We start from the raw sequence: 13,773 nt of genomic DNA, 5'->3' as shown, positions 1-13,773 counted from the left end.
GCGCGAGTGCTACGAGACCGCGGGCGGGAGGTCGATTCTCTTATTCGCCGGCATTCAAGTGATCAATCGCGTTATAAAGGTCGGCCACTCGCTCGCAAACAAAGTCGGCACCGGCGTCGCGCAGTCGCTCGGGCCGGAACGCCGCCCAGAGGACGGCCGCGGTCTGCGCTCCGGCACCTCCGCCCGCCTGGATGTCCGCGAGGGAATCCCCCGCCATCAGAATCCGAGCAACCGGAACGGCAAGCTTTTCCGAAGCCTGGAACACCCCTTCCGAATCGGGCTTCGGCCGAGTCACATCGTCGCTGGAAACCAGGTGCTCGACGCGATCCCAGAGGCCCAGTTCGACCAGAGTGAACCGGGCGGACCGTCTCCCTTTACCCGTGAAAACTCCGACTCTCCAGCCCAGCGCACGGGCGTGATCGATAACCTCGGCAATCCCCTGGACAAGCTGGACGTTCCGGCCGAGTTCCTCCTCGTAATACGAGTGGAACCGCTCCTCAGCCTCGTCAAGGTTGGCGGCAGGCACCATCACGCCGATGCAGTCGCGCTCGGCGGGTCCGAACGTCGCCTCAACCTCGGCGTCAGTCGGCGGCTTCGTGACCCAAGGGGCGACCGCATGGCGATAGGCATTGAAGATATGCGGCAAGGTGTCAGCGATCGTGCCGTCCAGGTCCAGGAGAAGGGCACGCGGTCGTTTCTCGAGACTCATCAGGGCGAATCTTTCCAAAAATAAGAAGTGGGTCGAAAGGCCAACGGCCAGCGCGAAAACATCTCCTGGAAGGCTAATGGAGGGCGACCCAACCTGACAAGGGACCGTTCTCGAGTCGTCGTCTGGACAATCGGCCGACCGGACGCTTCTACGCCCCTTCTCTTGCCATCCTCCGGCATTTGTCGCAGGATAGGGATTGCAGAAGCGATTGCGACCGTTCGGTGCGGCCAGCGCTCAACCCCATCAAGCCGCAGCCTGTTCCTGATTGGGGAACAAATGACGCAGAACATCGCCGATCGGTTGGCGGGGACGCTCCTGGGCACGGCCCTTGGTGATGCGTTGGGCTTGCCGGCCGAGGGCATGTCAGCGGGGGCGATCGCCAGGCGATTCGGGCGGCTGGATCGATTTCGCCTGCTGGGTCGCACCGGATTCGTCTCGGACGACACGGAGCAGTCGGCCCTGGTGGCTCAGAGTCTCATTCGTCACCCCGAGGATCTGGAGCGGTGCGTGGGGGCCTTCCGACGCTCGCTTCTGGGCTGGTTCTGCCGGCTCCCCTGGGGCGTCGGCCTGGCGACCGTCCGCGCCTGCGTTCGGATCGGGTTCGGAATCCGTCCGACGGGAGTGATGTCGGCCGGGAACGGGGCCGCGATGAGGAGCGCGATCGTCGGGGCCTTCTTCCACGACCGGGCCGAGCCTCGTCGCGCGTTTGCGCGGGCACTCGCTCAAGTCACCCACCGGGATCAAAGGGCGATCGAAGGGGCGCTTTATGTCGCCGAACTGGCCGCCGCCTGCACCCGGAGCAATCCGGGGACGGCCGCCGCAAGCTGCCAGCAAGAGGCCCGCCAGGTCGTGACGCATCCCGAGCTCGGCCAGGCCATTGATCGAGCGCGGGAACTGGCTCTGGACGGCGTCAGCCCTGACGCGGCGGCCCGGTTGTGCGGGACCTCGGGCTACGTGGTTCACACGTTGGCCTTCGCCACCTTCTGCTTCGTGCGTCAGGACCACGATCCCCTCTCCACGCTCAGCGAAGCGATTGCTGTAGGAGGAGACACCGACTCCATCGGAGCGATCCTGGGTGCCTGGCTCGGCGCGCTCCACGGCGAATCGCACCTGCCCAAGGACCTCATCAACCGGATCCACGACGGTCCCTTCGGCCCGTCGCATCTCCGCTCGCTGGCCGCGAATCTGGAGCAAGCGCGGAGCGGCCAATCGAGTCGCTCGCCCAGCTATTCCGTGACCGCAGCGCTGGTACGCAACCTCGCTCTCTATCCCATCATCTTGGGGCACGGGTTCCGACGTCTCTTGCCGTTCTAAGAGAGACCTTGTTTGCTCACGCCCTGATATCCACCTCGATCAAGGAGAAGTCATCAGCGAGGGAATCGGATTCCCCGTATTTCTGGGCAAACCGCAAGACCTCGTCGGGACCGCCTGGGCCGGGGACTGAGGCAAGGTAATCCATCAGCTCTTCCAGCCTCATCATCGACCTGCCCGGTTTCTTGATCTCGTAAGCGCCGTCGCTGAAAATGAAGAGCTTGCTGAACCGATCCAAGGCCACGACACCGGCGTGAAATTCCACCCCTGGAATGATCCCGACGGCGAAATTCCCCACGCTCAGCGCGACGGGTGAGGTCCGGTCGGCCGACGGCCCCGACAGCAAGAGCGGCGGGGGATGGCCACCGTTGGCATAGGTCAACCGCTGATTCTTGCGGTCATAGACCCCGTACCAGATCGTGAAGTATTTTTCGCCATGCCGCTCCATCGGGAACGCGTCGTTGAGACGAGCCAACACCATCGCCGGGTCGCGGAAGTCGGTGTTGGGCAACGACCGACCGCGCAGGGCATTGGCCACCGAGATCGACAGCAAGGCGGCCCCGACGCCATGACCGGAGACGTCGAGCAGGTAGAGCACGAAGTGGTCGGGGTCGATCCAGTCGTAGCCGAAGAAGTCCCCGCCCAGTTGCGACGAGGGGTGGAACGTCCAGCGGATCCGGATCTGCCCATCGAGCGGTTCGGGCAAGAGCGTTTGAACATACTCAGCCGCCTGGGAGAGCTCGCGCATCAGATAGTGCTGGCTGGCGATCAGCTCTTGTTGAAGGTGAGCCACCTCCGTCAGTCCAAGCTCGCGTTCGACGAGTCGAGCCATCTCCCCGAAGATCTCGAGCTGCGCGGGCTCGAGGTCCCTCGGTCGATGGTCGGCGATGCAGAGGGTGCCGACCTTCTGGCCTCCCGGCCCGGCGATCGGATACCCCGCGTAGAACCGGACGAAGGGGTCGCCCATCACGAGCGGGTTATCGCAGAACCGGTCATCCTCGGCGGCGTCCGGAACCACCAACGGCTCGTCCGAGAGAATGGCATGCCCGCAAAACGAGACGTCACGGGCCGTCTCGGACCTGCTCAATCCGCACGATGACTTGAACCACTGGCGGTCGGAGTCCACCAGAGAGATGTACGCCATGGGAACGTCCATGACGAGGCTCAAGACGCGGGTAATCCGGTCGAATCGCTCTTCGGGAGCCGTGTCGAGGAGGTCGAGAGAGCGGAGCGCCTCCAGGCGTTCGGCATCGTCCAGGGGGATCGGTGCGGCGATCATCAAACCTCCACAAGGGGATGCGAGTGAGGGCCAGGACCCTTGGGTCCGCCTCAGACCTCGCCAAGCTTCGGCACCGCTCATTCTAGCCGCACAATTCTCGTTCGTGAACGAGCGGTCGACCCAAGTCCCCCCTTTGGCCTTCGCTTCCGAACCCAAGAGGCGAGCAAGCCCACTTGGCCTTGATCTTGGAGACCTTACACCTCCACCTGGTAGTTCAATTCGATCTCATGACCCGGGAGCCCGCGAAAGCCCCAGTTGTGCCGGGGCGTTTCCGTGATCGTCACTTCAACGTCTTGCGGGCTGATCCCGATCTCTTGCGCGATCCGCTCGAACAGCAGGCGGATCAGGTGGGTCTTGGTCTCCACCGATCGCCCCTCGAACATGCTGATCTCAATGATCGTGTAGCGGTTCGTGCGACCGGCAGGCGCATAAAAGTCTTCGGCTTCCATCGGGAAGAAACGATGAGCCCTCTTGTCGACGGGAAAGTGGAGCGCCTCGACAACACAGGAGTGGATCACATCCGACAACCGTGCCTTCACAGGGTTCAAGGCTTCCTTGATTCCGTAGATTTTGATCTGAGACAAGACGGTGGACTCCTCCGTTGGCGAAAAACAAAAGAGCAGCAAATACAAGCACACAGTTATTCAAAACAGCAAACAAAAAAACAATACAACTCCAATACCAAAAGGGTGACCGCCAAATACCCAGGGTCGGCTCTGGCGGTCGCCTCTTCGAGGCTGCAAATGACATGCATTCTGATTCTGCGAATCAATCGATCAACGACTCCGATCCTTGAAGCCGCCGGAGCCCATCCAACCCGTCGATGCTGGTCCGATTCTTCTCGGCTTTGTAGCGTTCGAGGCCTGCTTTCCCTTTGGATTCGGCGTAGGCGGCCAACTGGTCGCGCTCTCCTTTGTACTCGTAACGCGGGACGCCCCAACCGCATGAGTCCGCGATCCGCTCGATGTCCATGACAACCACCGAGCGAGTCGCGGGGTGAGGGGGGAAATTCGCCACCAGGTCGTCCCAGCCCGGTTCACCCGGCTCGACCGCCCTGCCCTTGCCATACAGCCGCAGAATCAAGGGGCGTCCCTCGAGGGCGCAGAACATCAGGGTGAGCCGGCCGTTCTGGCGGAGGTGGGCCAGGGTCTCGATTCCGCTGCCGACGAGGTCGAGGTAGGCGACCGTCTTCGGGCCGAGGATCCGGAAAGAGTCGAGCCCTTTGGGGGAAAGATTGAGTAGCCCCTCCAGCGACGTCGGCGCGGTGCCGACGAAGAAGAGATGCTGGCGCTGGATGAACTGAACCAGGCTGTCGTCCAACTGCTCGTAGAGCTTTCCCATCCGAATCCTCGGCTTTCTCATCTCAAAACGAGGGAGACCGTCAAGATAGATCAGGCCGGCTTTTGCGCAGCCAGGATCACAAGCGGGAAGGCGAAGCGGATTCGACCATCCACCGGGTGCGCTCCGACGCCCAGCCGGTCGACTCCCAGGTCCTGGGTAAAAATCCGGCGGATCTCATCGGCAGCGCCCGGGTTCGGGAAGGAAGCAGCGAGGAGTTCTTCCAGGTCCACACCGAGCTTGTCGAACGTGATCGTCGGCCCCTCCAGGCCCGCGTCGTCGAAGAGCCCCTCGAGCTCGTCGAGTCCCAAGGCCCGAACGTGGGACGGGTCACGAAGCAATTCGACCTGATCGTACGCCGCGGCCTGCTCGGGACTAACGGAATAAACATCCACCACCACGACCCGCCCCCCGGGCTCGCAGACTCGCACCATCTCGGCGAGGACCAACTTGGGATCGAGCAGGTGATGAAAGGAATAACGCGTGAAAACCAGCGAGAACGAGTTGTCGGGGAAGGGCAACGCACCGACGTCGCCGACCTGCCAGGCCAGGTTGTCGAGCCCCTTGGAACTCTGCAAGGCCCGGGCCTGCTCGATCATCGCCGGAGTGAGGTCGACCCCGGTCACGTGAGCGGCCAGTTCGGCAAACTCGCAGGCAGTCAGGCCGGGTCCACAGGCCAGGTCGAGGACCCGATCCGAGGCAGAAACCTTGCAAGCCTGGAGCACGAGGCGAAAGGCATCCTCATTCGAGTGCGCAGGCATCTCTCGAAATGGGACGGCCTGACGGGTGAACTGGTCGACAATCCGCTGACGATGACCTTCGGTATCGCTCGCTTGACTCACAACATCGCTCCCTAATCTGTTCTTGAAATCGTGGGGTCCGGCCGGACTCTCGCCAGGACACGCACAACGGCTTTCGGGTTCACTCCCAAAACCACGAACCGAGGCTCCCCGATTGACGACGACGAGAATTCAAGCGAGACTGACGATCCCCGTTGAAGACAAGCGCATTGGTTCGTGACCACCCCTGAATCTCGTTACAACGCCAAGGGAACGCACCGGTTATGACGCTCACGGCCCTGGGCCTGATCCTTGCCGCGGCCGTGCTGCACGCCCTCTGGAACCTGCTGGCCAAACAGGCCGGCGGAGGCGTCATCCTCGTCTGGCTCTACGGCATGACCTCGGCGGTCTTGCTCACGCCCCTTGCCGTCGCACTGGCCGTCCTCGATTGTCCGGAGCTTGACACGACGGGTCTATCGTACACGCTGGCCAGCGTTCTGATCCACGTCGCTTACTACGTCGTCCTCCAACGCGGTTACAAGCTCGGCGACCTCTCCCTGGTCTACCCCCTGGCGCGGGGCACCGGGCCGGTCCTGAGCACGGTCGCCGCAATCTTCCTCCTCGGCGAGCGCCCGACCGCGTTAGCCCTGCTCGGCGCCATTCTCATCGCCCTAAGCGTCTTCGCTCTCGCGAGTCCGTCCCGCACCGCGACGGCCGACACCAAGCAGGCGGTCGCCATGGGGCTGCTGACCGGTCTCCTGATCGCCGCCTACACGATCTGCGACAAGCAGGCCGTTAGCCGATATGGGGTCCCGCCGCTGATCCAGCAATGGGGGACGAGCGTCGGCCTCGCCGCCGTCCTCGCCCCGTTGGCGATCCGCCGCCGCGCAGAGGTCCGCCACTGCTGGACGCACCACTGGCGGGCGGTGCTCGCGATCGGCCTGCTGGTTCCGACCGCCTACATCCTCGTGCTCGCCGCGATGCGTTTCACCCCGGTGAGCTACATCGCCCCGGCCCGGGAAGTGAGCATCCTGATCGCCACCCTCATGGGTACGCATCTCTTGTCCGAGCGCCAGTCAGTCACACGAATCGCCGCCGCCGCGACGATGGTCCTCGGCCTGGCGGCCCTGGCGTTGGGCTGAGTCGATCGGAAATCCCAAGCCAACTCCCCTCAGAAGCTCCCCTCGACGCCGACATGCCCACCAGGCCGGCGCCGTTCGTTGGTTGATCAACGATCCCCGAACAGCTCGCGATTCCTCGAAATCGCCTGCTTCTTTCGGTCCTCAAGCGACTTGAGCGACTCGTTACGATTCCTGACCTTCAGATCTTTTATCGGGCTGTTGATCCGCACCGAGTTCGACTCATAATCACTGAGAACGGCCAGATTGAGATCCAACAACCACCGAGGCCGTTGAACCTCAGTCTTAAAGTCCTTGGGACGCTTCTGACCAGGGGCATTCAAGCCAATCACGAGATGCCCGTGCCAGAGTGAATAGATGCCGCGATAGGTCAACGGGGGTTCGTCGTTCGCGACGGGCGAGAGCGTCAGGTCGATTGTCAGCCGGTTCGCTTCGCCCCCCAGTTTCAGGGTGAATTCCCGTTCCTCAATGGTTCCGAAGCTGATCGTTTTGTCGAGCGCCGGCCCTCGAAAGCGAAGTCGGTCCCCCTTGAAGATGAGTTGCACTTGAGGTGGAATCCCGGCGGGTTTGATAGGGAGAGGCTGGCCGCCGAATTCGGTCACCGATCCAAACCAGGTCCCCTGGAGGAATTCGAGGTCCGCCTCGGGCGTGGCGACCGTCTTCGCAATGCGTTTCGCCGGTTCCCCTCCATGGGCTTCGGTCCGCTCGGGAGCCGCTTGCTCGTCGAGAACGTCGGCCGTCACGACCTGCCCGCCCAGGCTGAGGCCAACCAGACCCGCCATCAGGACGCATGCGACCACAACCTTGACCTTGGACAGAACCAGGGCCGTCAGCACACTTTCCGCCAGGGCAATCACCTGAGCCGAGATCAACTCCGTCGCCGCTCGTCCGCCCGCGAAGTGCGTAGCGGCCCTTGCGGTCGAGTCCACCAGCGCGAGGGGCGGACTCGCCGCTGTCCCCTCCTCAGCCAGTGCGAGCGTCAGGGTTGCCGCCGTAAGCACCTGCCCGTGGCGGTTCAGCCGCCTCGCCAGGAGGGCGCGGGCCCGCGAAAGCCGGCCCGAGAGCGTTCCGATCGGCCAGCCCAACCGGCCGGCCGCCGCTTGATAGCTCTCCCCCTCGAGGTCGCAGAGCACGATGGGGGCTCGGTACTTCTCGGGCAGGCGGCTGAGTTCCTGATCGAGCCAAGGGCCCAGGTCCAGGTCCTCCGCAAGACTGAGTCGCCGGGCCGCCGGTTCGGGCATCGTCATGACCTGCCTCTCACGTTCCCCGCGCTTCAAGATCAGGGTTCGCGCCTTGAGAGCCGTCTGCACCGCGACCCCGTACAACCAGTTGGCGAGCCGCTCGCGAGGGACAATCGCGTCCCCTTTGCGGGCGAGCACCAGGAACGTCGCCTGAAACGCATCCTCCGCGTCATGATGACGATGCAGGATACGTCGGCAGACGCCCCAGACCATCGGCCCGTGCCGGTTGACCAGCTCTTCAAAGGCCGCTTCCTCCCTCCGAGCGAGGAAGACATCGAGCAGTTGGCCATCCGTCCATCTTCCGAGCGCTCCAGCGCCGCCGAACAGGGTCCGGAGGTCTTGGCTCATCGTCTTCATCGGGCGAGACTCCCTGGCGCCGGCCGCTCTATCCTCTCCTTGAATCTATTTACCCTGGGAAGCCGATTTTCATACAGTTTTCTTGACGTCGGCCGGTTTTCAGCACAGCCGGGCTACGTTTGGGGGCCAAATCTGCAACCAAGCTTATTCTGCCGGGCGATTGGCATGAAGCGTTTGCAAGACGCCAAGCGTTTCGGAAACGTGCCGGGCCGCCTGGAATTGCGAGGAGAAAAGGCTCCTGATGATCCCCTCGCGATCGATCAGAAAGGTCGTTCGTCCCGGGATGAGTCCCAGCGTTTTCTTGATGCCGTAACGGGCCCGCACCTCCCCGCCGGTGTCGCTGAGCAGCAGGAACGGCAGGCGATTGCGATCGGCGAAGCGCTGGTGCGACTCCGCGGTATCGGAACTAATCCCGATCACCTCAGCGCCCGCCTCTTGAAACGCCTCGTAGCTGTCCCGGAACGAGCAGGCCTCCGCAGTGCAGACCGCCGTCTCATCCTTGGGATAAAAGAACAGGACGACGTCGGCCTTTCCCCGATAGCTGGCGAGGCTCACCATCTCCCCCGTCGCCGACGGGAGCGTGAAGTCGGGCGCACGGTCCCCAACGCGAAGACCACTCGTCTCTGCCATGACAATTCTCTCCCCCTTATGAGCCCACCCGATCACGTCGAACTCACCGCTGACCTCATCCCTCAGGAGTATCTTGGCCCCGCACTCCACCAAGTTCCAGGCCGTCGAATCGAGATTCTCCGTGTCACCTTCCACAATATTCGCAGACATCATGATGCTTACGCATCACGAGCATCTTCGCAGCCCCGAACGGATCACCGTCAGGGTGAGTCTCTCGCTTCCGGCCGTTCGAGCGGCTTGGAAAGGAAATATCGCTCCTGCCCGGCGGGATAATGGGGCAACGTCCCGAAGACCGTAAACCCGAGCCGTTCGTAGAAGGGGCGGGCCTGAAAACTGAACGTATCGACCCAGACATGATGGCAATCCCGGTCCCAGGCGAGCCGTTCCATCTCCCGGACCAAGCGACTCCCCCAACCCTGGCCCCGCAGGTCTTGCGACACCGCGAGGACGGTCAGATGCAGCCAACCCCAGTTGGTCTCACCGATTGCCCCTCCCACGATCCGGCCTCCGTCGTCTCGAAGCACGAGCGTCAGCGGTTCCGGCTGCCAGACGAAGCCCTGAGCACGACTGAAGGCATCGAGCGGAGCAACGATCGCCTCCCGCTCCATGGGAGTCGGCGCAGCAAGTCGAACGATCTGTGGCATCGAAAATCGCCTCTTTGGATTGAAGGAGGCATCCAAAATTCAGGTGCACCGGAGCGGATAGGGAGGGCTTGCGGGTCGCGTCCCCATCGACCACCGCGATCCAGTGATGCTCCCAAGAGCGCGGCTCAAGCGAATTGAGCCAAGGTCGGCTTCCCGATCGAATGAGCCGGGGTCGTACCAACTTTTGGTTTCTTGTGAGTAGGCTTCAGCCGACTCTCCAAGATCAATTTTAGGATGGCCGCAGAGGGCCCATTGAACGGAAAGGGCATGCGCCCACGGGACACGAATCCCAAGAAATGAAACAAGCCACCTGCGATTCCTCGCAAGTGGCTTGTGATAAAATCAGTGGAGCGGAAGGGGATCGAACCCTCAACCTTCGCATTGCGAACGCGATGCTCTCCCAATTGAGCTACCGCCCCGGTGGCTGACGGGTCTTAGATTAACTTCCCGAGGCCGCCGACGCAAGCCATGATAGGGCAAACCCGAGGTCATTTCTCTGGGGAGGCGTCGGGACGGCTGGACCCTGGACAAATGGTCGGGGCGGGGCGTATTATACAGGTTAAGGAACGCTCAAGCGTTCGTCTTTTTTTGCGCGAAGTTCACGGGACCTGAACCTGTTCAGGATCGGATCATCATGGCCAATCGACGGCCCCCACGGCCGGAAGAACGGGGAAATTACGGTCCAGATCGTAGACCAAGGGCCGGTCGTCCCCCGCAACAGAGGCAGTCTCCCAATCCCCGAGGTGAGGGGCAGGAAACGCCGGCGGGTGTGGAGCGACTGCAAAAAATTCTCGCGCATGCCGGTATCGGTTCGCGACGCGCCTGTGAGGACGTCATCCGCCAAGGGCGGGTGACCGTTGACGGCAAAGTCGTCAAAGAGCTCGGGACCAAGGTGGACTCGCGACAGGCCAAGATCGCCGTCGACGGGCAGGTGATCCATCTCGAGCGGATGGTCTATTACGCGGTCTCCAAGCCCAAAGGGTACGTCTCGACCAATAACGACCCGGCCGGACGCCCGCGCGTGGTCGACATCCTTCCCGAGATTCCCCAGCGCGTCTATACCGTCGGCCGGCTCGACGAGATGAGCACGGGGCTGATCTTGCTAACCAACGATGGCGAGCTCGCCAATAAGTTGGCGCACCCCAAGTTCGGCGTTGAAAAGCTCTACCGGGTCATCGTGGCCGGAACCCCCGAACGCGAAACGCTCGACAAACTGGTCGACGGCGTCTGGCTGGCGGAAGGCAAGGTCCGGGCCCGGCGGGTGCGCGTGGTCGGTAAGAAGGGGCAGGCGACCATTCTCGAGATGGTCCTCGCCGAGGGGAAGAATCGCGAAGTGCGCCGGATGCTGGCGCAGCTCGGGCACAAGGTCATGTCCTTGACCCGGATCGCGGTCGGCCCGATCACACTCAAGGGCCTCGCCTTCGGCGAATATCGACCACTCTCGCAGAATGAAGTCGAGATGCTCCACCGGATCGCCTCGGGCGAGACCGTGGCTCCCACACGATTCCAAAGCAACCGAAGGCCCCAGCAGTCACCAGGCCGAGGCCGGCCCTCGGGCCCCGAGGAACCGCGGCGCGACTCGGCCGAGTTCAACGCGGGGGAGGGATATGGATCCCGGCCGCCGCAAGGACGGAGAGAAGGACCGCCCTCCTCGGGCGGACCGCGACGGCCCTCCTCGTACTCTCAAGGCCCGCGCGACCAAGCCGGCGGACCGCGTCGACCTTCCTTCGGCTCGGGACGACCCGACTCCGGCGGCTACGGATCGCGACCGCCACGCCCCGATGGACCCCCGCCTTCCCAGCGCGGACCCGCTTCGGGCTCGGGACGACCGGCCTACGGAGCTTCAGGATCGCGACCGCCACGCCCCGATGGACCCCCGCCTTCCCAGCGCGGGCCGTTTTCCGGTACCGGACGCCCCGCCTATGGAGCTTCAGGGTCGCGACCGCCACGCCCCGATGGGCCGCCGCCTTCGCAACGCGGACCGTTCTCGGGAACGGGACGGCCGGCCTATGGATCGTCGTCTTCAGGGCCACGGTCGCCGCGCCCCGATGGACCGCTGCCTCAGCGCCGCTCGGCCTCGGGAACGGGACGGCCTGACTCGGGTGGGCAAGACTCACGACCGCCACGTCCCGAAGGGCTTCCCCCTTCGCAGCGTCGGCCAGGTTCGGGAACGGGACGGCCGGCTTACGGTGCCTCTTCTTCCTCGGGGTCGCGGCCGCCGCGTCCAGGGGGCGGGCCTCCTTCCTCTCAGCGCCGACCGACAGGGGCAGGCGCACCGAGGAAGACCGTTCGGTCCAAGCCGCCCAGCGATGAGGCGCCGCCACGGCGAATCATCGGCATGGAAGGCATGCCCAAGCGTGAAGGTCCGCCTCAGCCTCGTGAGAAGCCTCACATCATCAAGCGGCGTCCCCCGCGCTCGGCTCTCGGGCCACGACAGCCGAAGCCGAAGCTGCCCGGCGACGAATGAGCCGGTTCACGTGAGAGGACGGATGGCCGAGCTTTGAAATCCAAAGGATGGGTCCGGCAGACTGCCTGCCGGATCCATTCCCTTTGAATCCAGGCTCACCATCCTCATTCTTATCGGATGACATGAACCGACGTGAATCAGACTCGAAATCGGAATCGAGGGTCAGGACATTGGAAGCGGTTGCCCCGGCGTGTGTGGCCCAGCGGACGGCGACGGTTCTCGAGAACGTCGCGGTCGCGCATGAGACGTTCCGGATCCGGCTCGACGATCCCGAGATGGCCCGGAGCATTCTTCCCGGCCAGTTCTTGATGATCCGAGGCGGCCGAGGATCCGACCCGCTCATGGGTCGGCCGTTCGCCGTCTACGACGTGGCTCGCGACCCGAGCGGAACGCCGACGGCCGTGGATGTCGTCTACCTCGTGATCGGTCGCGGGACCGCTGCCCTGGCCACGCTTCGGGCGGGCGACCGCGTCACCATCTGGGGACCACTTGGACACGGCTTCGGGCCTCCTCCCGAAGGTCCCGTGGTCTTCGTGGCCGGCGGGATCGGCCAAACCCCGTTCCTGGCGCTCGGGAAATGGTGGCTCGGCCACGAGCCTTTCGGCCCCGTCGAAACGGTAAGCTCGGATTCTCCCGGACGTTTCGCATCATCGGCCACCCTGCTCTACGGCGTGCGAACCGCCGCCCTGGCTGCCGGGGTCGACGACTTCGAGCGGGCCGGTATCACAGTTGAGCTGGCAACCGACGACGGAACGGCGGGACACCACGGCTTCGTAACGCAGCTCCTGGAGCGCCGGCTCGAACGGGGCGAGCGTCCGGCGAAGGTTATCGGCTGCGGACCGCCGCCGATGCTCGCGGCCTTGTCGCGGCTCGTCGCGCGTTACGAGGTTCCTTGCGACCTCTCGCTGGAGAACCACATGGCCTGTGGCTTCGGCGCCTGCTTCAGTTGCGTCGCGCCGATTCGACAAGCGGACGGCTCGATCGACCTCCGCCGGGTCTGCGTCGAAGGCCCCATCTTCCCGGCGGCCGACGTGGTCTGGACCGGTTGATCCAGCCGACACTCACCGTGCCCGCGCCCGGATCTGGTCGCGGAGCCTGGCGGCGAGTTCGTAGTCTTCTTCGGCGACGGCGTCTTCGAGTTGCTCGCGGAGCGTTTTCTCGACGGCAAAGTTCTTGCGGATCTCCTGCTCGAGGACGCGGAGCTGCTCGATCAGAGGCTGGTTGGGCGTTTCGCTGTCGTTATGCTCTTCCGACCAGCGGTTGTGATGCACGGTGAGCCGGTCGGCCCCTTCGCGCACCACGTCGATCGCTTCGTCGGGCTTGCGCCGTTCGAGGGCCAGAGCGGCGGCAGCCTGGGTCCGATGGAACAGGACGAGACCCCGGAACCGCTCGTGCGAGGCGATATAGTCTTCGTCGATCCCGTGCTTACAGACGAAATCCATCAGGGCCAGGGTGTGGTCGGCATCCAGGAGCGCCTTGTCGTAGCGCTGCAAGGTGAGCCAGGCGACCCGGCGATGATAGTACTGGACGAACTCGCGGTCGGCCTCGACGCAGTGGTCGGGCGACATCGTCCAGCGGGCCGCCTTCCCCGCCTCGGTCTGCCCGCGCCCCGAGGCACGATAGCGGAGGTAGTCCAGATAGCTGGGAAAGCCATGCGGCCGGTTGCCGTCGGGGCGGCCCCCCACTTCGAGTTGAAGGACCCCTAGCTCGACCCGGACCTGGACGACCATCCGGCCGTCGCGTGCCCGCACCTCACGTGCGATCACTTCGCCGGGCTCCGGCTCGTACGGCCAACCTTGGATGGTGTCGTCCATATCACGACGCATGACCTGATCCTGCCTAAAGCCCAGTCGACCGTCGGTTTCCGCAACCGATTCTC

Annotated in this window: 13 protein-coding genes and 1 tRNA gene; 4 read left to right on the top strand and 10 right to left on the bottom strand. The window is 63.8% G+C overall.

Features of this window, described 5'->3' with window-relative positions; all coding sequences use genetic code 11:
- Positions 1 to 40 precede the first annotated feature (40 nt).
- Positions 41 to 709: an HAD family hydrolase gene (locus tag SINAC_RS22415; RefSeq protein WP_015247871.1), complete on the bottom strand. Its 669-nt coding sequence runs from the start codon at positions 707 to 709 to the stop codon at positions 41 to 43.
- A gap of 276 nt (positions 710 to 985) precedes the next feature.
- On the opposite strand from SINAC_RS22415, the gene SINAC_RS22410 reads away from it, so the two are divergent.
- Positions 986 to 2,023: an ADP-ribosylglycohydrolase family protein gene (locus SINAC_RS22410; RefSeq protein ID WP_015247870.1), complete on the top strand. Its 1,038-nt coding sequence runs from the start codon at positions 986 to 988 to the stop codon at positions 2,021 to 2,023.
- 16 nt (positions 2,024 to 2,039) lie between these two features.
- Here SINAC_RS22410 and SINAC_RS22405 read toward each other — a convergent pair whose 3' ends face one another.
- From SINAC_RS22405 to SINAC_RS22390, 4 genes are all read right to left on the bottom strand, one after another.
- Positions 2,040 to 3,299 (bottom strand): PP2C family protein-serine/threonine phosphatase, encoded by a 1,260-nt coding sequence (locus SINAC_RS22405; RefSeq protein ID WP_015247869.1) that lies wholly within the window; start codon positions 3,297 to 3,299, stop codon positions 2,040 to 2,042.
- A gap of 194 nt (positions 3,300 to 3,493) precedes the next feature.
- A complete protein-coding gene (locus SINAC_RS22400) occupies positions 3,494 to 3,883 on the bottom strand; it encodes a tautomerase family protein (protein ID WP_015247868.1) in 390 nt (129 codons plus the stop codon).
- Positions 3,884 to 4,067: 184 nt separating this feature from the next.
- The gene (locus SINAC_RS22395) at positions 4,068 to 4,640 is read right to left on the bottom strand and encodes a pyridoxamine 5'-phosphate oxidase family protein (RefSeq protein ID WP_015247867.1); all 573 of its coding nucleotides are present in this window, start codon (positions 4,638 to 4,640) and stop codon (positions 4,068 to 4,070) included.
- Positions 4,641 to 4,690: 50 nt separating this feature from the next.
- On the bottom strand, positions 4,691 to 5,479 hold the full coding sequence (locus tag SINAC_RS22390; protein WP_015247866.1) for a class I SAM-dependent methyltransferase: 789 nt from the start codon (positions 5,477 to 5,479) through the stop codon (positions 4,691 to 4,693).
- A gap of 221 nt (positions 5,480 to 5,700) precedes the next feature.
- On the opposite strand from SINAC_RS22390, the gene SINAC_RS22385 reads away from it, so the two are divergent.
- A complete protein-coding gene (locus tag SINAC_RS22385; protein WP_015247865.1) occupies positions 5,701 to 6,558 on the top strand; it encodes a DMT family transporter in 858 nt (285 codons plus the stop codon).
- 86 nt (positions 6,559 to 6,644) lie between these two features.
- Here SINAC_RS22385 and SINAC_RS22380 read toward each other — a convergent pair whose 3' ends face one another.
- The 4 genes from SINAC_RS22380 to SINAC_RS22365 form a co-directional block, all read right to left on the bottom strand.
- On the bottom strand, positions 6,645 to 8,153 hold the full coding sequence (locus tag SINAC_RS22380) for a sigma-70 family RNA polymerase sigma factor (protein ID WP_015247864.1): 1,509 nt from the start codon (positions 8,151 to 8,153) through the stop codon (positions 6,645 to 6,647).
- A 144-nt stretch (positions 8,154 to 8,297) separates the two neighbouring features.
- Complete coding sequence (locus SINAC_RS22375) at positions 8,298 to 8,783, bottom strand: peroxiredoxin (protein ID WP_026012140.1); 486 nt, start codon at positions 8,781 to 8,783, stop codon at positions 8,298 to 8,300.
- 200 nt (positions 8,784 to 8,983) lie between these two features.
- The gene (locus SINAC_RS22370; RefSeq protein ID WP_015247862.1) at positions 8,984 to 9,427 is read right to left on the bottom strand and encodes a GNAT family N-acetyltransferase; all 444 of its coding nucleotides are present in this window, start codon (positions 9,425 to 9,427) and stop codon (positions 8,984 to 8,986) included.
- Positions 9,428 to 9,773: 346 nt separating this feature from the next.
- Positions 9,774 to 9,846: transfer RNA gene (locus tag SINAC_RS22365), tRNA-Ala, on the bottom strand.
- A gap of 350 nt (positions 9,847 to 10,196) precedes the next feature.
- Between SINAC_RS22365 and SINAC_RS38445 the strand changes: the two genes are divergently transcribed.
- Positions 10,197 to 11,894 (top strand): pseudouridine synthase, encoded by a 1,698-nt coding sequence (locus SINAC_RS38445; RefSeq protein WP_063633243.1) that lies wholly within the window; start codon positions 10,197 to 10,199, stop codon positions 11,892 to 11,894.
- Between the two features lie 170 nt (positions 11,895 to 12,064).
- Positions 12,065 to 12,943 carry a dihydroorotate dehydrogenase electron transfer subunit gene (locus SINAC_RS22355; protein ID WP_015247860.1) on the top strand — a complete coding sequence of 293 codons (879 nt, stop codon included), beginning with the start codon at positions 12,065 to 12,067 and terminating at the stop codon, positions 12,941 to 12,943.
- Positions 12,944 to 12,955: 12 nt separating this feature from the next.
- Here SINAC_RS22355 and SINAC_RS22350 read toward each other — a convergent pair whose 3' ends face one another.
- A complete protein-coding gene (locus SINAC_RS22350) occupies positions 12,956 to 13,720 on the bottom strand; it encodes a UvrB/UvrC motif-containing protein (RefSeq protein WP_015247859.1) in 765 nt (254 codons plus the stop codon).
- Between the last annotated feature and the right edge of the window lie 53 nt (positions 13,721 to 13,773).

It is taken from the genome of Singulisphaera acidiphila DSM 18658 (assembly GCF_000242455.2).
GTDB lineage: Bacteria > Planctomycetota > Planctomycetia > Isosphaerales > Isosphaeraceae > Singulisphaera > Singulisphaera acidiphila.
The sequence above is the reverse complement of the archived record's forward strand: the minus strand, read 5'-3'. Positions and strand labels throughout refer to the sequence as shown.